This is a genomic window from Streptomyces sp. NPDC025721 (assembly GCF_055558595.1).
In genome coordinates, this window is the sequence record NZ_JBVHMF010000008.1 from 41,681 (window position 1) to 64,002 (window position 22,322).

Genomic DNA, 22,322 nt, shown 5'->3' on the forward strand with positions numbered 1-22,322 from the left:
CCAGGCTTTACAGCCGGTCCCAGGCTCTACAGCCGGTGCCAGGTTTTACAGCCGGTCCCGGGCTCTACGAGCGGTCCCGGGCTCTACAGGGCGACGATTCCCTCGCCGCCGACGGCGTCCGGGACGATGACGGTGCCGACCTTGTGGAGCGAGCCGTCCCGCTCGACGCGGAAGGCGTCGACACCGCCCGTACCGCCGGTCTGGACGTACAGGAAGTGCTCGTCGGGGGTGACGGCGGAGTCCGTGGAACCCGCGCCGGTAGCGGTGGTGCCGAGCGGTTCGAGCGTCGCCCGGCGGGTCTGCCGGAAGCCGGAGACCGCGTTGCTGCCGGCGTTGGAGGCGTAGAAGCGGTCCCCGGCGCGGGAGATCCAGCAGGTGGCCTGCTCGCCGGTGAGCACCTTGTCGAGCCGGACGACGTGGCCGTCCTCGCGGACCGCGAAGGTCAGCACGGCGTTGGTCCCCGCGTCGGTGACGACCAGGCGGCCACCGCTGTCGAAGGTGAAGCCGAAGGGGACCGCCCCGTTCTCCACGTTCACGACGGGACGGGCGGACGGGGCGCCGGACGGGCTCACGCGGAAGACGTCGACGCTGCTGCCGCCGGCCTTCGTGGTGACGATCAGTCGGGACCCGTCGGGGGTGAAGGACACCTGGCCGGGGGTGTGGGTGAACTCCGGCGCCGTCGTGGTGTCGAGGCGGAGCTCCCGCCTCCACCCGCCGACGCGCTCCAGCCTCTTGCCCCCGGCGATCCGGTAGCCCTGGACGGAGCCGCCGTCGCGGGCGTTGAGGACGTAGACCCGATCGTCGTGGACGGTGAGGCTGACGGGGAAACGTCCGCCGGAGGTGATGACCTGCTCGCGGTGGAGCCTCTCGCCGTCGACCGAGAAGACGGTGACGGTGTCGCTGCCCGCGTTGACGGCGAAGAGCAGGTGGTGCGCGCAGTCGTGGACGAGCGAGCCCTGCGAGGCGAGGTGGTCGACGACCGAGCCGTCGAGGACACCGCCCTTGCCGCCGGTGGCGAAGGTGCCGCGTCGGCTGAGGGAGCCGTCGGGGGCGCGGTGGTAGGCGACGATCTCGTTGTGGGCGGTGTTGTCCGTCTGGACGAACACCGGACCCTCGGAACCGCTGGGATACGGGGCGGGCGACGCCGCCGCCGACGCGGACGGGAGGGCGAACACCGCCATGGAGCCCGCCACTGCTGCGGCGGTCCAGGCGGCGTGAGTGAGCGAGAGAATGCGCTTCATCGTTCCCCTTCGGGAGATGGGTCGGCGAGATGGCCCCCTGCCCACGGCCTGGGCAGATGCGGTCCGCCGCCAGGATCGGGCCGGCGGCGGACACGAACCGTGACCGACGGGGCCAGGTTCGGCCGTTGTGGTGAGCGGCCCAGTCGAACGGCCCCAGGCCCGTAAAAGTCCAGGTGGACGGGGTGGGGCGGGGCCGTCCCTGAGCGCCGGGCGGGGCCTGTCACACGGGGGCGGCGGCGGTGGCGGAGGTGTTAGCTTCCTTCGCGTGGCGGAACACCAGGACGGGACCAGGGCGGCCTACGACGGGGTCGTCGAGCTGTACGCGTCGCTGTTCGCCGACCGGCTGGAGACGCAGCCGTTCGCGCGGGGCATGCTCGGCACTTTCGCCGAGTTGGTGCGCGGGACGGGGAACGTGCGGACGGCCGACCTCGGGTGCGGGCCGGGGCACATGACGGCCATGCTGCACGACCTGGGGCTGGACGCCTTCGGGCTCGACCTCTCGCCCGGCATGGTCGGCCACGCCCGGCGCGCTCATCCGGCGCTGCGGTTCGACGAGGCGCGGATGGAGGCGCTGCCGGTCGAGGACGGGGCACTGGGCGGCGTGCTGGCGCACTACTCGATGATCCACACCCCGCCGGAGGAAGTGCCCGCGCTCCTCGCGGAACAGGTACGCGTCCTGGCCCCGGGCGGCCTGCTCATGGCCTCCTTCTTCGCCACCGAAGGGCCGGAGCCGGTCCGCTTCGACCACAAGGTCACGCCCGCCTACAGCTGGCCGGTGGACCGCTTCGCCGAACTCCTCGCCGGGGCGGGGCTGTTCAACCTCGCCCGCCTGGTCCACGACCCGGCCTCCGAACGGGGCTTCCTCGACGCCCACTTGCTGGGCCGCCGCCTCTAACGGCTGTTTCCGGCAAGGGCGGTTGCCCCGGCGGAGGCGGCGCGGTGGGAGGCCCGCGCCGACTTCGCCGGGTCAGCGGGGAGGCGCCGAGTCCAGTATCCGCAGGGCGAACGGCGCGATGGGGGCCATACGGCGGCGGCGGAGGTCGAGAGTGGGGGCCGGGGCGGACAGGCCGTGGGCGGCGAGGAGGGTCATCAGGGGCCAGATGAGGTCGGGGCGGCCGGTGAGGGGGAGTTCGGCCGAGTCGGGGGTGATGACTTTGGCGGGGGTGACGCCCGCGAGGAGGTTGGTGCGGGGCCAGTCGACGACGTAGGACGTGCCGCGCGGGGCGACGCACAGGACGACGTCCCGGGTGCGGTGGAGGACGGCGAGGTAGTTCATCGGGAGGGTCAGGCGGCGGGCGGCGTCGAACGGCGGCGTGCCGTCCTCCGGTTGGACGCGGACGACGGTGTCGAGGACCGGGCCGTGGTCCTGGAAGGTGGTCGTGCCGCGCAGTTCGACGAAGCGGGCGCGGATCAGGTGGCCGCCACGGCGGGACCAGCGGCGGCCCGAGGAGCCGAACTCGCCCGTGGCGCCGGGCAGTTCGTCCACGATCCAGCGGGCCTCCTCCCCCGGTTCCGTGACCGGTGCGCGGTCCTCGGGGTGGGCGCGGATTCGCTCGGCCAGGGCGGCGTAGCGCCCGGCCGTGTGCGGGTCCAGTCGTCGCAGGTCGATGGTGTCGCCGGTCATCACGACTCCTCCGGCCGCCCGTGAGATCCGCATCTGCTCCAGGAGGCGGCCGGGGCGCCGGGTGACGTCGGTGCGGTGGCCGTCGAGGTCGAGCAGCCGACTGGTCCTCGTCCCCGCGAGCAGCAGGCTGCGCGGCCATTGGGCGGTGACCTCACCGGGGGTGGCCGGGGCGGCGTCCGAGGCTGTGCCGGGGACGGCGTCCGAGGAGCCGGGAGGCCAGGCGGCAGGTCCGGCGGCAGGTCCGGCGGCAGAGGCCGGGTGGACGAGGACGACCAGGCGCCCGGCCGTCACGGCGGACAGGCACATGGACGGCACCCGCCACTCCCGCGTGACCTCGAACGGGTCGGCGCCCTCGACGCCGTGCACCCGCAGCCTCAGCCGGATCAGCGGCGTGAACTCGTCGGGCGTGTAGTTGCCGAAGTGCTTCGTGAAGGTGGCCTCGCCGTCGGGGCTGTAGCGCACCAATGACGCCTCCAGGACGTCGGCCCGCGCCAGCCACGCCCGCGCCGGGCCCTTGGGGGACTCCGGCGTCAGCATCACGAGAGTGTCGTCGTCGTAGCGGACACTCGCGTCCTTCGCCCGGTCCCGGCGCGTGATCCGGGGGAACCCCTGCCGCGTGGACGTGTAGGCCGCGACGGGAATCGTGACCGTGCCGGCCAGGCCGACGCCGAGGCAGGCCAGCGCGGCGCCCCGGTCGGTCCCGCCGTGCCATATCTGGAGCCCCATCAGCAGGAAGAACGGGCCCGCGATGCAGCAGATCGCGGTGAAGAGGAGATTGCCGATGAACGCACCGGCGTAGCTCCGCATGTGACCCTCCCCGGAGAGTTTCCTACGCGGACACGAACGCGGACGTCGGCGGGCGCGACGGCGTCGGCGGGCGCGTCGGCATCGGCGTCGGCGTCGGGACCGGGACCCGCGCCGGAGTACGGGCGGCCCTCACGGCGTGACCCCGTCCCCGGCGTACAGGTAGCCGCCGGGCCGGGCGGGGTCCGCCACCAGCAGCACCTGGTCCCCGGCGCGCGGAATCCGCAGCTTGGAGACGATGGTCTGGAGCGCGATCCGGTCGGCGGTCCCGTTCGGCTGGAGGACCAGGTCGACCACCGGGTCGAAGTTGACGAGCCTGCCGGTGTCGCTGATCGACACGACCACGGCGGGGGTGGTCGGCGCCCCGGCCGCGAGCAACTGCTGTACGTCGAGGCCGGAGTTGTACGCCCCGATGGACTGCTGGACCCGGCTGAAGTCCTCCTCGCCGAGGAACGCGCGGGTGGTACGGCCGTAGAAGCCCTTGCCGCTGGCCACCTTGCCGGCGATCTCGGCCGCCCGCTCCTCGCGGCTCTGACGGCGCTTCCTGAAGATTCCCATGACGGCTGCTCCTTCTGGTGATGCCCGGTCCCGTGCCGCCCGGCGCACGCCCTGTGCACGGCCTGTGCACGCCCGACGCGCACCCGGTGCGGTACGGAGACGGGGGTCGACGGGCTGACGACAGGGACGCTAGGGGGCCGGGAACACCTACCGATCCCAGGTTCGCCAGCCCGATTCCGTACGACGTACGCTCCTCACATGCCGCCTGCCAGCCAGCCGACCGGCGCCCCGGCCCGAGCGCGCGCCATGGTCATCGACCGGGCGTGGCGTGCCCTCGGGCCCGGGCTGGAATCGCTGAGCGGCCCCGGCGGGGCGCCGTTGACCAGGACCGTCAAGCTGATCGTGCTGCCGCTGATCGTCCGGCCGGCGCTGCACCCCGAATTCGCGGCGGACTTCCTCCTGCCGGAGCAGGCCGCGCGGCTGGAGGCGCTGATCCGGGAGTCCGGCGGGCGGCTGGAGGCGACGGCGCGGTGGTTCACGCTGCTCAAGAGGACCCGCAGGGCGCTGGGCGTCGTGGCCGGCAACCCCCAGGACCTGTACTTCCAGCGCTGCTTCGAACTGGCCACGGAACACGGGCCGCCCGCGGCCGGTGCGGACGCAGTGGCCAGGGACGTCGTGGAGGACGTGGCCGACACGGCCGGCGGACGCACGGTGGAGGCGCTGAAGGAGCACCTGGCGGACGGCGTCCGACGCGCCCACCTCGAAAGGGAGTTGGCCGCCCGCTGGAAAAGCCGTCAACCGGCCCCCGCTGCCGACGCGTTCACGGCGGCCGTCGCGGCGGCCGAGGTGCTGGAGTCCTGCGGAGGCGGCAACGGCGGCAGCAACGCCCCTGACCGGTCGCGGAATTCGGTTCGGTACGCGGCCATGGTCGAGGCGGGCCACGGCGCGTCCTTCGGCCGGGCGCTGTGGGCGGCGGACGCGGGCGGCGGGGTGTGGGGCCGGGCCGATCTGCCGCCTCATCTCGGGCTCACCGCACGGCAGTCGCCGCCGTGTCCCGAGGTCGGACGGGGCGCTTCGACGGCCACGCTTCCCGCGCCCCTGGACCGTACGCTCTTCGAACGGCTCTTCGTCGTCCTCCAGTCGTCGGCCCGGCGCGACGAACTGCCCGCTGTGCCGGACCTCGTGGACCGGGAGGTCGGCCGCGGTTGCGCCCCGCTCGGTCTGTACGACGAGAGCCTGCGGGTCGCCGCGGTCCTCGGCGGGCGGCTCGCTGTCGGCCTCGACCCGCTGGGCAGCGGCGAATCCGCGCTGGGGCGGACGGCCGCGCACCGGGCCGTCAACAGCCGCTGGCGGCGCGAGGCTTCGGTCCTGCGCGCCCGCAGGATGACGGTCTCCCCTCGGCCCGACCCGGACGGCGGGGTCCTGGACGCCCTCGCGCACGACCTCCGCGCGCCGTGGGCCGCGTACATGCGGAGGCTGTGGGTACGGCTGCACGGCCGGGACGTCCACGGGGCGCCGCTGGCGGACGCCGGGGCGGCCTGGGCGGTGCTCGACGGGGTCGCGCGCTCGGTGATGATGGACCACCGCGCGAGGGTGAGGTCGGCGCTGCGGAGCCTGTCGGCGGGCGCCGCCGCGGAAGCGGCCGAGCCGAGGAGCGCGTGATGGCGGCGGGCGCGGACCTCTACGTCACGCGGGGCGAGGACGGGGCGGTACGGATCACCGCCGGTCCCGGCCCTTCCCCCGGCCCTCCCGACGGCTCCCCTGCCGATAACGGCGGCGACCCGCTCGGCCCGGACCCCAGCCCTGGCCCCGGCCCCGGCCCCGGCCCCGGCTTCACCGAAGCCGTCCTCGACGTCGCGGGCGCGGTCCTGGTCTGGCCCGTCCTCGGGGACCCGGTCCTGCCGGTGGCCGAGGTGCACGACGTGGAGCGTGCGCAGCAGTGGCTGTGGGCGGTGTACGGCGAGCGCGCCGCCGCTGCCGTGCGGTCCTGCGCGGGCGGACAGGGGGCCGGAGACACGACAGGAGAGGCGGCCGGGGACACGGTCGCGGGCCCGGCACCAGCGCGGGTGACCGGCGACGGAACCGCTCTGGCGGACGCCGCCGCCCGCCTCGCCTTCGGGCACTGGGCCTCCCGGTGGTGGCCGGCGTCGTACGCGGACGGGATTCCGGCGCTCGAACCGGACGTTCTCGGGCTGGAGTTGGCCGCGCTCACCCACCGGTGCCAGGAGCTGTTCGACGACCGCGGGGACCAGCCGGACGACTGCGTGGCGGAACTGATCGAGGACCATCAGGCCGCTCTCGACCCGCTCGTGCGGTGGTGGCGCGCGGAGCCGCGGTCCGGGCACACCGCGCGTCACCTGGAGAGCGTGCTGCGGCTGATCGACGGCGCGGCCGACGCCGCCGGTCTCGACGGACCGGAGCTGCGCCGCCTCCGCGCGGAGCTGGATGCGGACCAGGACCAGGACCAGGTTGCGGACCAGGTTGCGGACCTGGACGCGGACCGTACGGCACCCGCGCCCCTCACCCCTGGCGCGCTCTTCGCCTCCCGCCTCGGCTACACGCTCGCGGCGGGCGAACCCCTCCCCGTCGGCGGCCGGGTGATCGCCCGGGGCACCGGGACCAACGACTGGCGCCGCTACCCGCCCGGGTTCGTGGACGCCGCCGAGTCGGCGGTGTCCTGGACGGCGCGCGCGCTCGGCGGGCGGCGCCGGATCGAGGTCGAGGTCGTCGCGCACATCGCGGCGCCCGTCGGCGGCGCGCCCCTCGTCGCGGAGGTACGGGTCAACGGCGGGCTCCCGGTCCGCGCGCCCCTCACCCGGCGGGACGACGTGTGGACCGGCCGCGCGGATCTGGAACCGGGCCTGTCCACAGGGGAGTTGACGCCGCGCTTCGAGGTCGCCGTACTGCTGCCGGGCTTCGACCCCGGTCCGGGCCCGGAAGGCCACGCCGACCGTGAGGCGGTCCGCGCGCTGGTCCGGGACCGCCTCGTGAGCGCGGCGGCCCGACCGGCCGAGGGCATGGCGCCGTACGACGCGTCGGCCCGCGTCACGCCCTCGGCCCCCTTCCTCGCCGAGATCGTCGCCGCCACCACCACGGGTGAGGACTACTGACGCATGACGACGGGTGACGAGGGGAGCGCCGGGCCGGACGCGGAGGTGATACAGCTCTACGGGGAGCCGTTCGACTCCGGCTTCGCGCTGGCGCAGGAGCACCAACTGGCGGCGGATCACGGGGCCGCGTCCGCCGTGTACGAGCAACTGCTCGCGCTGGCCGAGTCGGTCGAGGACTCGCCCGACGTGCGGTTCCTCCGGGCCCATCTGCTCTCCGACCTCGCGAGCGTCCGGCTCACCGCCACCGACCTGACCGGTGCCGAGGACGCCGTCGAACGGTCCCGCCGCCTCCTGGACGGCATCGCGTCCGAGCCGATGGGACCGCGCGGCCGTCAACTGTGGCTGGAGGTGCTGCTGAAGACGCTGCTCTGCGGGGCCGACCTGCTGCGCAGGTCCGGGCGCCTGGACGAGGCGCTGGCGTCTCTGGACGAAGCGGCGCTCCGGCTGCCCGAATTCGAGGACGTCGAGGGGCTGCGCGCGTCCGAACTCGGCCTGAACCGGGTCCACTTGCTGATGGAACGCGGCGAGTGGGGAAGAGCCGAGGAGCACGCCTCGGCCCTGCTGTCCACGATGCCGGAGGCCGGGGCGGAGACCGCTAAGGAGGCCGCGACGGAAGCCGGAACGGAACCCGGAACGGAGGCCGCGACGGAACCCGGAGCGCAGGCCGCCGCACGTCCCGTACTGGAAACCGTGCCCCGCCTCCTGACCGCCCTCGGTCTGATCTGCTCCTCGACCGGGCGGTACGACCTGGCCGAGGACTACTTCACCCGCGCGGAGGACGGTTTCCGCGCGCTGGGGGACGTCGGGGAGCAGCGGACGCTGGTCGTCCACCGCGCGTACACCGCGATGCACCGGGGCGAACCGGACCTCGCGGAACGGCTGTTCGCCGAGGCGGCGGCGGTCTTCGCCCAACAGGAGCGCTTCGGTGACCTGGCGGTCTGCGAACAGGCCCGCGGGTACCTCGCCGGTCTGCGGGGCGACGCCACCCGCGCCGCCGGCCTGCTGGAGTCGAGCCTGGCCCGCTTCGAACGCCTCGGCGCCGTCATCGCCGCCGCCGACACCATGCTGCTGGGCGCCCAACAGGCGTACGACCGGGGCGACATCACCGAGATGAAGCGGCTGGCCCAGCAGGCCCGCGACGCGTACCAGGCGCGGGAGGTGTACGAGCGGTGCGCGCAGGTCGATCTCCTGCTCGCGAAGACCCTGGAGCACAATCTGAACGTCACGGACCACGGCGCCCGCGAGCCGGAGTCCGTCGGCACCGCGCTCTCCCTCGCGCTTCCCGCCGCACTCGCCCTGGAGGCCGCGCGCTACGACTTCGCCACCGCCCACGCCCGCAGCCAATGGCTCCAACTCGCCGACGACGCCATGGCGTTGGCCTTCCGGCTCGCCGTACGACGCCAGGACCAGGGGCTCCTGTTCGAGCTGGTGGAGCACCGCTGCGCGGGCGCCTCCCTGGCCCTGGACCGTACGACGGCGTCGGCCACGCGCACCGGGGCCGCCGGGCCCGCCGTCTTCCCCGGCGCGGCCGTGAAGGTCTACGGGCCCGGCGGGCGCGACGGCTCCGCGCCCACGCTCGGCGGTGTGGCGGCGGACGCCGCCGCCTCCGCGGGACTGCGCGTCGCGCCGCCGCCGAAGGTGCGGATGTCGGCGGAGTCCGGCCGCGTCGCGCTCCAGGAGTACGTCGCCGCGGCCGAGTTCCGCTATCAGCGGCGGATCGTGGACGAGGAGGAGGTGCCGTTCTGGGTCACCAACGACCTCACGGCCCGCCCGGTGGTCCAGATCCGGCTGGCCGACGCCGACGACCTGTTCATGGCCTGGACGTGGGCCGGCGGAGTGCGCGGTTTCGGCACGGGCCACGGGCCCGCCGACGAAGTCGACCGCGCGGTGGGCGCGTTGGCCGCCGCGCTGCCGGGGGCGGGCGACGGGGCGGAGGGAATGCGGCGCGCCTTCGCCACGGGCGCGCTGACCGACCGCGAGGCCGAGCACCGGCTCGCGCGGGAGCTGGCCCGGGCGCTGTGGCCCGAGGGGCTGACGGAGCAGATCCGGCAGGTCGCGGCGCGGGCGGGCCGTCCGCTGATCCGTATCCAGCCGTCGCCGAGGGTGGCGCAGGTCCCCTGGGAACTGCTGGCCGTCGACGACACCGGCGACGTACGGCTCATCGAGCTGGCGGACGTCGTGACGACCGCACCGGCGTCGTTGCGGCGGACGCGGGTCACCGGCGCGGGCGCCGACGCGGGCGCCGACACTCGGGAAGCCGACGCCCCCGTCGCCGTGCCCCACGGCGAAACCGACGCCGTCGTCCTCGTCCTCGACCCCCGCGTGCCCGGCTTCCGGGCCGACTCCCCGCTCGGCTCGGTCCTCGGACCGCCCGGCTCCGACCCGGAGTTGCTGTCCCTCGTCCGGCGCCGCCTCGACGCGGGCGCGGTCGTACCGTCCGTGGCCGCGCCCGCCGAGGCGTTCCGCCGTACCGACCTCGACCGGGACTGGCTGAGCGGGGCGCTGCGGAAGCGGCCACGGCGGCTGATGTACGTCGGGCACGTGAGCGGCGCGCCGGTCGAGGGCGGGCAGAGCGAGGACGGCACCCTGCATCTGTGCTGCGGGCCCGGCACCGACGGCCTCGCCGAGCCGGTCCGCACCCACCGGCCGCTGTCCGCCAAGGACCTGCTGCTCGGCACGCTCCCCCTGCGCGCGGACGGCGAGCCGGGCGCCCGCATCTGGCCCGCGCCGCCGCGCGTCGCCCTCATCGGCTGCGAGAGCGGCGGCGACCTGCGCTTCGCCGAGTCGTTCGGGCTGGCGACCGCGATGCTCCACAACGGCGCGGAGCTGGTCACCGCCGCGCGCTGGCCGCTCCCGACCAGCTTCGCCTTCCACCGCCTCGGCGGCCTGCCGGAGGCCGTACGCCCCCTGACCGACGCGGTCCTCGCCGTGGACGCCGCCCACGAAGACCCGGACCCTGTACGCCACTTCACCGGCTGGCAGCGCGAACGGCTCAGCCGCTGGCGTGCCACCGGCCGTGTCGAGCACTCGCCCCTGCTGTGGGCCGCCCTGACCTCCATCGTCGTCTGACCGCCGCTGCGGCCCGGCGCGGGCCTCGGCCGTAGCCCTTACCGGCGCGCGGCACCGGGCGGGCCGAGGAGACTGCCCATGCCCGCCACGACGGACGGCGCGACCTTGTAGTAGACCCAGGTCCCGCGCCGCTCGGAGGTGAGCAGTCCGGCCTCGCGGAGCTTCTTGAGGTGGTGGGAGACCGTGGGCTGGGAGACGCCGACGTCGGAGATGTCGCACACGCACGCCTCGCCGCCGTCGTGCGAGGCGATGAGCGAGAAGAGCCGCAGCCGTACGGGGTCGCCGAGCGCCTTGAACATCGCCGCGGTCCGCTCGGCCTCCTCGGCCGTCAGGGCGCGCTCGCTCAGCGGCGGGCAGCAGGGCGCGGTGTCCGCCGCAGGCGCGGGGAGCGGCTCGGTTTTCGACATGCATCTATGTTGACACATGTCGAATCAGGGCGGCGGCCCGGACGTCGGGAGCGACGGATTCGACGGACATCTAATTTGACGGTTATCGATTCAGGTGCCACTCTGGCGGCACAGGACATCGACAGATGTCGAATCAGAGAGTCCGGGCGTCCGAGCGTCCGGGACTCCGGGACTCCGGGACTCCGGGACTCCGGGACTCCGGGACTCCGGGACTCCGAGAGCCAGAGACCTCAGAGGGGAAGCACCGTGAGCGCGTCCACCACCGCACCGCCCGCCGTCGTGATCGGAGCCGGTCCGACCGGCCTCGCCGCCGCCGCCCACCTGACCGCGCGCGGTCAGGCCGTCCTGGTACTGGAGGCCGGGCCCCGCGCCGCCCACGCCGTACGCGGCTGGGCGCACGTACGGCTCTTCTCCACCTGGGCCGAGCTGACCGACCCCGCCGCCGAGGAGCTGCTCGCCCCCACCGGCTGGACCAGGCCCGACCCGGCGGCGTACCCGACCGGCGGCGACTGGGCCGAGCGCTACCTCCAGCCGCTCGCCGACGTCCTCGGCGACGCCGTCCGCTACGGCGCCACGGTGACCGGCGTGTCCCGCGTCGGCCGGGACCGGATCGTGGACGCCGACCGCGAGCGGCAGCCCTTCACCGTCGACTACGTCCTCGCCGACGGACGTGAGGAGCGCGTCCTCGCCTCCGCCGTCATCGACGCCTCCGGCACCTGGACCCTGCCCTCCCCCGCGGGCGCCAACGGGCTCCCGGCCCTCGGCGAGCGCGCGGCGGCCGACCGTATCGCCTACCGTGTCCCGGACCTCAACGACCCTTCCGTACGGGCCCGTTACTCGGGGAAACGCACCGCCGTCATCGGCTCCGGCGCCTCCGCCTTCACCGCGCTCGCCACCCTGGCCGACCTGGCCGAGGCCGACGGCGGTACGGGGACGCACGCGGTGTGGGTGCTGCGCCGCGGCCTGTCCGGCTCGACCTTCGGCGGCGGGACCGCCGACCAGCTCCCCGCGCGCGGCGCCCTCGGCCTCGCCGCGAAGGCCGCCGTGGACGACGGGCACGCGGACGCCGTCACCGGTTTCCGCACCGAGGCCGTCGAGCGCGCCGCCGACGGCCGCGTCGTCCTGGTCGGCGACGACGGCCGCCGCCTGGACCCGGTGGACGAGGTCGTCGTGCTCACCGGCCTGCGCCCCGACCTGTCGTTCCTGTCCGAACTCCGCCTCGGCCTGGACGAACGCCTCCAGGCCCCGGTCGCGCTCGCCCCGCTCATCGACCCCAACCAGCACTCCTGCGGCACGATCTACCCCCACGGGCACCGCGAACTGGCCCACCCCGAGAGCGGCGTCTACCTCGTCGGCATGAAGTCCTACGGCCGCGCGCCCACCTTCCTCGCCATGACCGGTTACGAGCAGGTCCGCTCGGTGGCCGCCGCCGTCGCCGGAGACCTCGAAGCCGCCGACCGCGTCGAACTCACCCTCCCCGGCACCGGAGTCTGCGGCGGCGCGGGCCTCTACGACGAGGCCGGTGCCGAAGCCGACGCCAACGCCAACGCCGGTCAGGGCGGCGGCTGTTGCGCCCCGACGCCGCGACTCGTCCAGCTCGGCGTCGGGGCACCGGCGGCAGTGGCGCAGGAGGGCCCGGCGGGCTGCTGCTGAGCGGGCCGCGCCACGGGGGTCCGGGCGCGGGGTCCGGTCGCGGGTCCAGCCACAGGTCCGGTCGCGGGGGTCCGGCCGCGCCATCAAGGAGTGCGGCCGAACGGTCAAGCCGCGGCGGGCCGCGCCCGTGAGACTGGGCGCATGACCTCAGAGAGCTATGCGACCAGTACCGAGCCGGCGGCGGTCCGCGGCACGGACGACCCGTCCGTGGAGGCCGCCGCGGGCGGCGGACCCGGCGCGGCCTCCTGGGCCCCGGTCGCGGCGCTCACGCTGGGGATCGGGGCCCTGGTGGGCAGCGAATTCCTGCCCGCGAGCGTGTTGCCCGCCATGGCGTCGGACGTCGGCGTCAGCGAGGGCACGGCGGGGCTGGCCGTCGCGGCCACGGCGATCGCGGGCGCGCTCACCGCGCCCACCATCGCCGTGCTGCTGCCGCGCACCGACCGCAGGACCGTACTGATCGGCCTGCTCGCCGCCGCCGTGCTGTCCAACGCGGTGGTGGCGGTGACGCCGAACTTCCCGCTGCTGCTCGCGGGCCGCCTGCTGCTGGGCGTGGCCATCGCGGGCTTCTGGTCGTTCGCGCTCGGGGCGGGGACGAGCGCGGCGCCGGGGCGCGACCACGTCGTGTCCACCAGCCTGGCGCTGGGCGTGAGCGCGGCCACCATCGTCGGCGTACCGCTCTCCTCGGTCCTCGGCGACGCGGTGGGCTGGCGGCCGGTGTTCTGGGCCGCCGCGGGCCTGAGCCTGCTGGCGCTGGCCGCCGTGGTGGCGACGCTGCCGCCGGTGCCCGCCCAGCCGGGGGCGGGGCTCGGCATGCTCCGGCAGGCGCTGGCCAACCGGCGGCTGATGGCCGGGGTGGGCTGCATCGTGCTGCTGGCCTTCGGCAACTTCGCCGCCTACCCGTACATCCGGCTCGCGATCGAACGGGTCACCTCGGGTACGACGGTCTGGCTGCTGCTCGGCTGGGGTGTGGGCGGCCTCGCGGGCAACCTCGCCGCCGGAGCGCTCTCCCGGCGCCTCGGGCTCGCCGTCGTCGTCGCGCCCGTCCTGCTCGGCGCGAGCCTGCTCGTGCTGGGCACGACCTCCGGGCTCCCCGTCGCGGTCGTGGCGATCGTCGTCTGGGGCTTCGGCTTCAACATGGTCCCGGTCGCCACCCAGTTGTGGGTCACCCGCGCCGAGCCGAAGCGCGTCGAATCCGCCCTCTCCTTGCAGGTGACCGCCTTCCAGGTGGCCATCACGGCCGGCTCCGCGATCGGCGGCGCCGTGGTCGACAACGGCGGCGTACGCGGTGCCCTCCTGGTCGGAGCCGCCGCCGCACTCGCGGGCAGCATCGGCTTCGGCCTCCTCGCCAGGCCCCGGGCCTGAACGGCCGGTACGCGACCCCCCGCTACTCCACGGAGCCGCCGCCGCAGGCGGCATCGGCTTCGGGGGGCCGCGCGGACCCCGGGTGGGAGCGCCAGGACTGGGGCGGTCGGCCGTGGTCGGCGGAGAAGGCGCGGCTGAAGGCGGCGGCAGAGCCGTAGCCCACGGTGAGGGCGATCCGTTCGACCGGCTTGTCCGTACCGGCGAGGAGTTCGCGGGCGTGCCGCATGCGTACCTCGCGGAGCACCTGCGCGGGGCTGCGGCCCAGCTCGCGGCGGAAGCGCTCGCTCAGGGACGAGCGGGACAGGTGCGCGAAGCGCGCCATGCTGTCCACCGTCCAGGCCCGCCCGGGATGCGCGTCGAGCGCCGACACCAGCGCGGTCAGGCGCGGGTCCGAGCGCTGCCGCGCGCTCTCCTCGACGGCCTGCACCATGGCGGCCTGGATCAGCCCGCCGTAGCTCGCGGCGAAGAGCGGATGCCCGTGCCTCGGGTCCAGCGGGCACATCCGCACCAGCTCCACGATGCCGCGGTTGCGCCCCGCGAAGTCCCGCGCCACCAGCGGACTCGGCATCGGCGGCACCGCCCGCAGAGTGCCGACGGCCACCTCCGCGCGGGTCGGCGCGACGAGCCGGTACGTGGTCCTGGCGTCCACGTGGAAGGCGTCCCCGGCACACAGCGCCTCGGCGCCCGCCGCCGTCTCCAGCCGCGCGTCGCCGTCCAGGACCAGCGCCCAGATCGCGCCGTCGCCGCCGTCCAGCCGCTCTCCCTGGCCCAGTCGGCGGACCGTCACGGCCACCATGTCCCACGTCGGCACACCGCGCACACCGCCGAGGGGCGCGGCCGACCCATCCACCAGCGTCATGCACCGGCAAGCGCTCGGGCCGCCCGCCCTATTCCTCGGGCCGCCCGCCCTGTTCCTCGGCGGCCCGGTACGGCTACGGGGTCCGGCGGCCCGGTACGGCTACGGGGTCCGGCGGACCGGCGGCGGTCCGAGGCGGGCGAAGGAGCGGGTGAGGCCGCGCTTGAGGAGCGCGGACAGCGGGCGTTCCACCAGCCGGTGCACGAGGTAGCTCAGCAGCAGCATCGCGCCGATGAGCGCGGCGACCAGCAGGCGCGGGTCGGCGCGGTCGCGCAGGTAGTGGATGGCGGTGGTGCCCGCGGCGTAGTGGACCAGGTAGAAGGGGTAGGTCAGGGAGCCCGCGGTGGCGAGCCACTTCCACTGGAGGCGGTCGGTGAGACCGACGGCGACGCCGACCATGAGGAGCAGGAAGACGGTGTAGAGCAGGAGCGCGCCGCGCCAACTGGAGACGTGCTCGACGGTGTCGACGCGCTGGGCGATCTCGCTCTGGGCCATCAGCCAGGACATCCCGAGGATGCCCCACAGCAGCAGGTCCTGGCCGAAGCGGTGCATCAGGTACAGGGCGAGGCCCGCGATGAAGTACCAGGCGGCGTCCGGGTTGGCGAGCAGCGTCAGCGCGGGCGTCCCGGCGACGGGGGCGAGGGCGGCGGCGACGCCCCACACGCAGCAGAAGACGACGACCTTGCGGTAGGTCAGACCGGTGGCCACGACGAGCAGGAAGATCAGGTAGAAGCGCAGCTCCGACCAGAGGGTCCAGTAGACGCCGTCGACGTCGGCGATGCGCGAACCCTGTTGCAGCATCGAGAGGTTGAAGAGCGTGTCGCGCGCGGAGGCGGGCGCCTTGAAGACCGCGGGCCACAGCGTGAGCACGGCGGCGGTGAACAGCACGCCGAACCAGTACGCGGGGTAGAGCCGGATCACCCGGGAGACGAAGAAGTCCCGCGGTCCGCGCCCCCAGCACGACATGCAGATCACGAATCCGCTGATGACGAAGAAGATCTCGACGCCGATCCAGCCGTAGGACGACACGCGGAAGACGGCCGGGAAGACGTGGGAGGCCGGGCGGTCCCAGACCGGATTGTTCGGCTGGTTCACGCGGTTGGTGCCCACGTAGTGGTGGAGCGCGACCATCAGCGCGGCGCACAGCCGCAGCGCGTCGATCACGTACAGCCGCGGGCGGCGCGCGGGCGGGGCCGGTACGGCCAGGGGTCCCGGCGCGGGCAGCGCCTCGGCGGCGGGGCGTTCCTCGGTCCGCAGCACCCCGCCGGCCGCCGGGCCGCCGCCGCCCGCCGGGCCGCCGCGGCCCCCCGGCCAGTCCTCGCCGGAGCCGCCGCCCGCATGCCTCATGTGCTGATTCCGCCAGTTCGGGTCCGTGGTCAGGGCTTCCGTCCGCGCTCTCCCGCGCGCTCCGGAGCACTTCAACGTAGGGCGGTCGCTCGGCGCGAAACCAGGCCCGCGGGCCGGGATCGGGAACGGTTCAGCAGGTTGTCATCCAGCGCTGGGCAGCCCGCAAGGAGATGACCGTACGAAATTCACCCCGGCTGCATCAGGGCCCCTCGGCCGACACCCGCGCCGCCGTACTTCTGCGTGCTGTTCTGCGTGGTCCCGGCCGGTGCCGAGGACTTGACTCGGCGGTGGGGCGGCGGCCGTCGGGGCCGCGGACCACCAGGTCAGGAGAGGTCATGACGGCGATCGGGAATGTCGTGCTGGTGCACGGCGGATTCGTGGACGGGGCGGGCTGGCAGGGGGTGTACGACCATCTGACGGCCGACGGCTACCGGGTGGCGGTCGTGCAGAATCCGACGCTGTCGCTCGCCGACGACGTGGCGGTCACGCGGCGGGTGCTGGACGGTCTGGACGGTCCCGCGGTGCTCGTGGGGCACTCGTACGGTGGCGCCGTCATCACCGAGGCGGGCAACCACCCCAACGTGGCCGCGCTCGCGTACATCACGGCCTTCGCGCCGGACGCGGGTGAGTCCGTCAACACGCTGATCGCCGACCCGCCGCCCGGTGCGCCGGTGCCGCCGATCCTGCCGCCGCAGGACGGGTTCCTCTTCCTCGACCGGGAGAAGTTCGCGGCGTCCTTCGCGGCCGACGTGCCCGCGAACGTGGCCGCCTTCATGGCCGACGCGCAGGTCCCGTGGGGCGTGGAGGCCCTGGCCGGTACGGTCTCCGAGCCCGCGTGGCGGACGAAGCCGTCGTGGTACCTGGTCGCGACCGACGACCGGATGATCCCGCCGCCCGCGCAGCGCGCCATGTCCGAGCGGGCCAAGGCCACCGTCTCCGAGACGCCCGGCAGCCACGCCGTGTACGTGTCCCGGCCCGCCGTCGTGGCCGCCGTCATCGCGCAGGCCGCCCAGGGCGCCAACGGCGGCTTCTGACCCCGGCCCGCCCCGCCGCCCGGCCCGCCGTGAGGCGGGTCAGGGCGCGGACAACGGGCGGCACCGGTCGGCCGCCTCCGTGTCCCCGACCTCCGCGAACACCTCGGCGGCCCGTGCGTAGGCGCGCCGGCTCCCGTCGGTCCTGCCCTCGTCGGCCAGCAGGGCGCCCAGCGTCTCCAGTCCCTCGGCGAGCCGGAAGCCGGTCAGGCGCTGCGCGTCCAGGGAGGCGATCGCCGCGGTGAGCGCGGCGATCGCCTCAGGACGGCGGCCGAGGTGCCCCAGGCACTGGCCGATGCGGATCAGGCCCAGCGGGCGGCAGTGCGCCACGACGGTCGGCGCCATCCGCGGCTCCTCGTCGTCGATGACGGCGAGAGCGGTACGGAACTGCCGCAGCGCCTCGGTGTAACGGCCCTCCTCCCGCAGCGAGTTGCCGATCGAGGCGAGGGACTGCACATAGGAGTCCATGTCGCCGAGGGCCCGGAACGTCTCCGCCGCCCGGGACGCGGACGCGATCGCCTCGCCGGGGCGGCCGAGCAGGCGCGCGGCCCCGGCGGCGTACTGGTGGGACCAGGCGATCTGCGCGGTGGCGCCGCCGCGTTCGGCCAGCTCCAGCGCCTCACGCGCGTACCGCAGCACCGCCCGCGGGTCGCGGGACGGCACCCAGTGGACCCAGGCCAGATAGTTGAGCTGGGCCGCCTGCTGGGCCAGGTCGCCGAGGGCCGCGGCGGCCTCGGCGCCGAGCGTGAACACCTCGCGCCAGTGCGGGCCGTGCGCCCACCGGTCGGAGAACCAGTGCATGGACTCGGCGCAGTCCAGCACGGGCGCGTACCGGCCGCGGGCCGCGGCGGCCCGCATCGCGCCGAGCCAGTTGTCCACGTTCGCCCGCAGCCAGCGTTCGGCCTCTTCTTCCGAGGCCAGGCTCGGCAGTTCGGGGTCGGGCCGGTCGGGACGGCCGTAGCCGGGTTCGAACCACCGCCCGGCCAGGGTGGCCGTCCGCAGCAGCCAGGCCGTCACCCGGTCCGCCAACTCCGCGCGCCGCGCCGGGCTCTCCTCCTCCCGCAGCCGCTCGCGCGCGAAGAGGCGGACCAGGTCGTGGAAGCGGTAGCGCCCGGCGGTGCTGTCCTGGAGCAGGCCGAGGTCGACGAGATCGTCGAGCGCGTCCCAGGTCTCCTTGACCGGCATCCGGCCCGCGACGGCCGCCAGGTCCGCGTCGACGTCCGGCCCCGGCACGGCGGCCAGCCGCCGGAACAACGCCCGTGCGGGCGCGGCGAGTTGTTCGTACGACATCCCGAAGGCGTTGGCGATCTTGAGGTCACCGGCCGTGAGCTGGTCCAGCCGCCGCTCCTCGTCCGCGAGCCGGGCGGCGAGTTCACCGGCCGCCCAACCGGGCCTGCTGGCCAGCCGGTTCCCGATAATCCGCAGCGCGAGCGGGAGACCGCCGCACAGCTCGGCGAGCCTGGTCAGGTCGGACTCCTCGTCGGTGGCCGCGCGTTCGCCGATGATCCCGGTCAGCAGGTGCGTGGCCTCCGGGAGCGGCAGCGGGCCGAGCACCAGCCTGCGGACGCCTTCGAGTCCTGCCAGCAGCCGCCGGGTGGTGATCATGGCCCGGCCCGCTCCCCCGGCCGGGAGCAGCGGGCGCACCTGCTCCTCCGACGCGGCGTCGTCGAGGACGACCAGGACGCGCCGGTCGCGCAGGACCGACCGGTACAGGGAGGCGCGGCCCTCGGTGGCGGCCGGGATGTCCTGGTCGCCGACGCCCAGCGCGCGCAGGACGTGCCGCAGCGCCTCGTCCGCGGTCACGGGCCGCTGCGACATGCCGAGCAGGTCCAGGAAGTACACCCCTTCGGGGAAGCTCGGCCGTACGGCGTGGGCGGCCCGGACGGCGAAGGTGGTCTTGCCCAGACCCGCGGCGCCGGTGACGAGACCGACCACCCCGACGCCCGGCGCGCTCTCGGCGTACACCAGCTCGCTCATCCAGACCAGTTCGGCGGCGCGGCCGGTGAAGTCCGGTACGGCGCCCGGCAGTTCGCACAGGCCGCTCGGACGCGTCCAGTGGCCGCGCAGGCGGCCGTCCCGCGCCAGGTCGAGCAACTCCGCGCGCGCGGCGCCTTCCAGGGCGAGCGCGTCGGCCAGCGCGGTCACGGTCCGCTGCTGGGGTCCGCGGCTCCGGCCGCGCTCCATGTCCGACAGCGTCCGGGCACTGACACCGGACGCCTCCGCCAGTCCCTCGAGGGTCAGCCGCGCCGCGCGGCGATGGCCGCGCAGCACCTCGCCGAAACCCGTACGTCCGGTGATGGCGCACCACTCCCCTCAGCTGCGGAGCCGAGGTGTCCCTCCCCGGCCGCCGGCCGGCGTCGTCCGAGGGTGCGGCGTTCCGCGTGCTCCCCGTCACCCGGCGGGTTTCCCCCGCCACCTGCCGGTTCCCTCGGACGGACGAGGTCGTGGGATGCACACTAGGAGCCTGGCGGGCCTGCCCGATTCCGTCATATGACGTAGTCGGGTGACGGCGGTCGGCCGGGGCGCGGCAGGGGGCAGTGATGAGCGACGGAGCCGGCGACGCGAGGGACGGGCTGCTGGTCGGCAGGGACGCCGACCTCGGCAGGCTCGGCGCGTTCCTGGCCGAAGTCCCGCGCCGCGGAGGGTCGTTGGCGCTGGTGGGCGAGCCGGGCGTCGGCAAGTCGGCGCTGCTCGCCGCCGTCGCCGGGAGCGCCGAGGCCGCCGGGATGCGGGTGCTGCGCGCGGACGGTGTGCAGTACCGGGCGCAGTTGAGTTACGGCGCGCTGCGGCAGTTGCTGACGTCGGTGCCCGAGGTCCGCGCCCGCGCGGCCGAACTGCCGCCCCTGGCCGGTGTCCTGGGCCTGGAGCACGACGCGGCGCCCGGCCACCGGACGGTCGTGGAGGCCGCGGCGGCGCTGGCCGCCGCGCTGTCCCGCGACCGCCCCGCCCTGCTGGTGCTGGACGACGCGCAGTGGCTTGACCGGTCGAGTGCCGTCGTCCTGGGGCACGTCGCCCGTCGCCTGCCGGGCACGGCCACCGGTCTGGTGTGCGCGGTCAGGCTCGGCGAGGAGAGCTTCTTCGACCACAACGGCCTTCCCCTGCACGAGTTGGGGCCGCTCCCGGAGGCCGCCGCCGACGAGCTGCTGCGCCGCCGCTTCCCGACGCTCGCCTCGCGGGTGCGGCGGCGCGTGATCGCCGAGGCCGAGGGCAACCCCCTGGCGCTGCTGGAGCTGCCCGCCGCCCTCACCGAGCCCCAGCGACGCGCGTCCCAGGCCCTGCCCAAGCGGCTGCCGCTGCCGCAGCGGCTCCAGTCGACCTTCGCCTCGCGCATCAGGACGCTGCCACCGGCCACCCGGCACCTGCTGCTCGTCGCCGCGCTGGAGGGCAGCGGCACCATGATGATCGTGCGCCGCGCGGTGGCCGGCCGGTGCGATCCGAAGCACCTGGCCCCGGCGGAGCGCCTGCGACTCGTGCGCGTGGACGACGACATGGGGCGCGTGCACTTCCGGCACTCCCTCATCCGCTCCGCCGTCGTGGAGCTGTCGACCAGCGACCAGCGCCGGGGCGTCCACCGCGCGCTCGCGGCGGCGTGGGCCGCGGTCCCCGAGCGGCGCGCCTGGCACCTGGCCCAGGCCGCCGACGAGCCGGACGAGTCGATCGCCGCGCTCCTGGAGGAGGCCGCCGACGTCGGCACACGCCGCGGCGACGGGCCCAACGCCGTTGCCGCGCTGGTCCGTTCGGCCGAGCTGAGCCCCGCGGGCGACGCGTACGCCCGGCGGCTGGCCAAGGCGGCGTACGTCGGCGCGAATCTCACCGGCGACGTACGCGACGTACCGCGCCTCCTGCACGACGCGCGGCAGGCGTCGCCGGACGCGGACTCCCCGGCCGTCGCGGTGGCCGCCGCGCTGTACCTGCTCAACAGCTACGGGGACATCGACACCGCGCACCGCCTGCTGTCCGGCGCCGTCGCGCTCCAGCCCGAGCCGTACGACCTCACGGACGCCACGCTCGTGGAGGCCCTGACCACGCTGCTGATGGTGTGCGTGCACGGCGGCCGGCGCGAGCTGTGGTCGGAGCTCGACGCGGCGCTGGCGAAGTGCGCCGCCGTCCCCGACACCCTGTACCTGCTGCGGACCACCTTCGGCGACCCGGCCCGCGCCCGCCCGGCCGACTGGGCGCGGCTCGACACCGCGATCCGGACCCTGCCCGGCACGGCGGACCCGGTGCGGATCGTCCGGATCGCCACCGCCGCCGCGTACGGCGACCGCCTGCACGCGATGGAGGCGCCGCTGCGGCTCACCGCCCGCGGCGGCCTGGACGGGCAGAACGTCTTCCCCGCCATCCAGGCGTCGTTCCTGTGGAGCAGCCACGCCTGGTTCACCGGCCAGTGGGCCGAGGCGCGGCAGGTCGCGGAGCAGGGTCTGCGGTGGTGCGAGGAGATGGCCTATCCGCTGCGCTCCTGGACCGGCACATTCGTCCTCGCCTGCCTGCACGCGGCCTGCGGCGAGTACGCGCGGGCCCGGCGGCTCGCGGACCGGATGGACCAGTGGGCGGGTTCCCGCAGGGGCTACGCCGTCGGCTGCTACGCCGCCCACGCGCGGACGCTGACCGCCCTGTCGCTCGGCGACTTCGACGAGGCGTACCGCCACGCCTCCCGGATCACGCCGCCCGGGACCTTCGCGCCGTTCGCCGGGCACGCGGTGTGGGCGGTCCTCGACCAGGTCGAGGCGACGGTACGGACCGGGCGGCGGGACGAGGCCGCCGCGCACGTACGGGCCGCGCGCGAGGCCGGACTGGACGCGGTGTCACCGCGGTTGGCGATGGTGCTGCTCGCGTCGGCCGCGCTGACGGCGGACCGCGACGACGAGGCCGTACGGGGTTTCGGCCAGGCGCTGGCCGTCGAGGGCGCCGAGCGCTGGCCCTTCGACCACGCCCGCGTCCAGCTCTACCTGGGTGAACGCCTGCGCCGGAGCAAGGCACCCGGCCGGGCCGGGCACCTGCTCGGCGCCGCCGCGGCCGGCTTCGAACGGCTCGGCGCCCGCCCCTGGGCCGACCGGGCCAACAAGGAGCTGCGCGCCTGCGGCATCCCGGTCGCCGCCCGCATCCCGCCCGAGGGCCCCGCCCTGACACCGCAGCAGTGGGAGGTCGCCCGGCTGGCCGCCACCGGCCTGACCAACAAGCAGATCGGGGAGCGGCTGCTGCTGTCGCCGCGGACCGTCTCGACCCATCTCCACCAGCTCTTCCCGAAGTTGGGCATCACCTCGCGGGCGGCGCTGCGGGACGCGCTGGACCGGACGGAAGAGCGGCGAGCCTGAACTTT

The 22,322-nt window shown here is 75.1% G+C and carries 15 protein-coding genes; 8 read left to right on the plus strand and 7 right to left on the minus strand.

Annotated features, from left to right (window positions below; translation table 11 throughout):
• Window positions 1–83 precede the first annotated feature (83 nt).
• Entirely contained in the window at window positions 84–1,241 is a 1,158-nt protein-coding gene (locus ACZ4EF_RS13960) for a lactonase family protein (protein WP_467504508.1), read from the minus strand.
• Window positions 1,242–1,506: 265 nt separating this feature from the next.
• On the opposite strand from ACZ4EF_RS13960, the gene ACZ4EF_RS13965 reads away from it, so the two are divergent.
• Entirely contained in the window at window positions 1,507–2,136 is a 630-nt protein-coding gene (locus tag ACZ4EF_RS13965) for a class I SAM-dependent methyltransferase (RefSeq protein WP_355340094.1), read from the plus strand.
• A 72-nt stretch (window positions 2,137–2,208) separates the two neighbouring features.
• Here the strand turns inward: ACZ4EF_RS13965 and ACZ4EF_RS13970 are convergent, their stop codons facing one another.
• Entirely contained in the window at window positions 2,209–3,672 is a 1,464-nt protein-coding gene (locus ACZ4EF_RS13970; protein ID WP_467504510.1) for a hypothetical protein, read from the minus strand.
• Between the two features lie 129 nt (window positions 3,673–3,801).
• On the minus strand, window positions 3,802–4,227 hold the full coding sequence (locus tag ACZ4EF_RS13975) for a hypothetical protein (RefSeq protein WP_402712807.1): 426 nt from the start codon (window positions 4,225–4,227) through the stop codon (window positions 3,802–3,804).
• Window positions 4,228–4,425: 198 nt separating this feature from the next.
• On the opposite strand from ACZ4EF_RS13975, the gene ACZ4EF_RS13980 reads away from it, so the two are divergent.
• The 3 genes from ACZ4EF_RS13980 to ACZ4EF_RS13990 are packed head-to-tail and all read left to right on the plus strand — an operon-like array spanning window position 4,426 to window position 10,346.
• Window positions 4,426–5,829, plus strand: a complete 1,404-nt coding sequence (locus ACZ4EF_RS13980; RefSeq protein ID WP_467504512.1) for a hypothetical protein — start codon at window positions 4,426–4,428, stop codon at window positions 5,827–5,829.
• Window positions 5,829–7,277: a hypothetical protein gene (locus ACZ4EF_RS13985; protein ID WP_467504514.1), complete on the plus strand. Its 1,449-nt coding sequence runs from the start codon at window positions 5,829–5,831 to the stop codon at window positions 7,275–7,277. The genes ACZ4EF_RS13980 and ACZ4EF_RS13985 overlap by 1 nt, the downstream gene beginning before the upstream one ends.
• A gap of 3 nt (window positions 7,278–7,280) precedes the next feature.
• Window positions 7,281–10,346, plus strand: coding sequence for an ATP-binding protein (locus tag ACZ4EF_RS13990; protein WP_467504516.1), 3,066 nt, complete (start codon window positions 7,281–7,283; stop codon window positions 10,344–10,346).
• Window positions 10,347–10,384: 38 nt separating this feature from the next.
• Here ACZ4EF_RS13990 and ACZ4EF_RS13995 read toward each other — a convergent pair whose 3' ends face one another.
• Window positions 10,385–10,753 (minus strand): ArsR/SmtB family transcription factor, encoded by a 369-nt coding sequence (locus ACZ4EF_RS13995; RefSeq protein ID WP_391041647.1) that lies wholly within the window; start codon window positions 10,751–10,753, stop codon window positions 10,385–10,387.
• A gap of 246 nt (window positions 10,754–10,999) precedes the next feature.
• Here ACZ4EF_RS13995 and ACZ4EF_RS14000 point away from each other — a divergent pair, with 246 nt between their 5' ends.
• A complete protein-coding gene (locus tag ACZ4EF_RS14000; RefSeq protein WP_467504517.1) occupies window positions 11,000–12,406 on the plus strand; it encodes an FAD-dependent oxidoreductase in 1,407 nt (468 codons plus the stop codon).
• A 141-nt stretch (window positions 12,407–12,547) separates the two neighbouring features.
• Entirely contained in the window at window positions 12,548–13,768 is a 1,221-nt protein-coding gene (locus ACZ4EF_RS14005) for an MFS transporter (RefSeq protein WP_355340070.1), read from the plus strand.
• 22 nt (window positions 13,769–13,790) lie between these two features.
• Here the strand turns inward: ACZ4EF_RS14005 and ACZ4EF_RS14010 are convergent, their stop codons facing one another.
• The gene (locus ACZ4EF_RS14010) at window positions 13,791–14,627 is read right to left on the minus strand and encodes a helix-turn-helix transcriptional regulator (protein WP_467504519.1); all 837 of its coding nucleotides are present in this window, start codon (window positions 14,625–14,627) and stop codon (window positions 13,791–13,793) included.
• Window positions 14,628–14,726: 99 nt separating this feature from the next.
• Window positions 14,727–15,971: an acyltransferase family protein gene (locus ACZ4EF_RS14015; RefSeq protein ID WP_467504521.1), complete on the minus strand. Its 1,245-nt coding sequence runs from the start codon at window positions 15,969–15,971 to the stop codon at window positions 14,727–14,729.
• 335 nt (window positions 15,972–16,306) lie between these two features.
• Here ACZ4EF_RS14015 and ACZ4EF_RS14020 point away from each other — a divergent pair, with 335 nt between their 5' ends.
• Complete coding sequence (locus tag ACZ4EF_RS14020) at window positions 16,307–17,005, plus strand: alpha/beta fold hydrolase (RefSeq protein WP_355340061.1); 699 nt, start codon at window positions 16,307–16,309, stop codon at window positions 17,003–17,005.
• Window positions 17,006–17,044: 39 nt separating this feature from the next.
• Here the strand turns inward: ACZ4EF_RS14020 and ACZ4EF_RS14025 are convergent, their stop codons facing one another.
• A complete protein-coding gene (locus ACZ4EF_RS14025; protein ID WP_467504524.1) occupies window positions 17,045–19,273 on the minus strand; it encodes a helix-turn-helix domain-containing protein in 2,229 nt (742 codons plus the stop codon).
• A gap of 269 nt (window positions 19,274–19,542) precedes the next feature.
• Between ACZ4EF_RS14025 and ACZ4EF_RS14030 the strand changes: the two genes are divergently transcribed.
• On the plus strand, window positions 19,543–22,317 hold the full coding sequence (locus ACZ4EF_RS14030) for an AAA family ATPase (protein ID WP_467504526.1): 2,775 nt from the start codon (window positions 19,543–19,545) through the stop codon (window positions 22,315–22,317).
• The last annotated feature ends 5 nt before the right edge of the window (window positions 22,318–22,322 follow it).

Coding starts and splice junctions, on each gene's coding strand:
- ACZ4EF_RS13960 (WP_467504508.1), bottom strand. CDS start 1,241: ATGAAGCGCATTCTCTCGCTCACTCACGCCGCCTGGACCGCCGCAGCA.
- ACZ4EF_RS13970 (WP_467504510.1), bottom strand. CDS start 3,672: ATGCGGAGCTACGCCGGTGCGTTCATCGGCAATCTCCTCTTCACCGCG.
- ACZ4EF_RS13975 (WP_402712807.1), bottom strand. CDS start 4,227: ATGGGAATCTTCAGGAAGCGCCGTCAGAGCCGCGAGGAGCGGGCGGCC.
- ACZ4EF_RS13980 (WP_467504512.1), top strand. CDS start 4,426: ATGCCGCCTGCCAGCCAGCCGACCGGCGCCCCGGCCCGAGCGCGCGCC.
- ACZ4EF_RS13985 (WP_467504514.1), top strand. CDS start 5,829: ATGGCGGCGGGCGCGGACCTCTACGTCACGCGGGGCGAGGACGGGGCG.
- ACZ4EF_RS13990 (WP_467504516.1), top strand. CDS start 7,281: ATGACGACGGGTGACGAGGGGAGCGCCGGGCCGGACGCGGAGGTGATA.
- ACZ4EF_RS13995 (WP_391041647.1), bottom strand. CDS start 10,753: ATGTCGAAAACCGAGCCGCTCCCCGCGCCTGCGGCGGACACCGCGCCC.
- ACZ4EF_RS14005 (WP_355340070.1), top strand. CDS start 12,548: ATGACCTCAGAGAGCTATGCGACCAGTACCGAGCCGGCGGCGGTCCGC.
- ACZ4EF_RS14010 (WP_467504519.1), bottom strand. CDS start 14,627: ATGACGCTGGTGGATGGGTCGGCCGCGCCCCTCGGCGGTGTGCGCGGT.
- ACZ4EF_RS14015 (WP_467504521.1), bottom strand. CDS start 15,971: ATGAGGCATGCGGGCGGCGGCTCCGGCGAGGACTGGCCGGGGGGCCGC.
- ACZ4EF_RS14020 (WP_355340061.1), top strand. CDS start 16,307: ATGACGGCGATCGGGAATGTCGTGCTGGTGCACGGCGGATTCGTGGAC.
- ACZ4EF_RS14030 (WP_467504526.1), top strand. CDS start 19,543: ATGAGCGACGGAGCCGGCGACGCGAGGGACGGGCTGCTGGTCGGCAGG.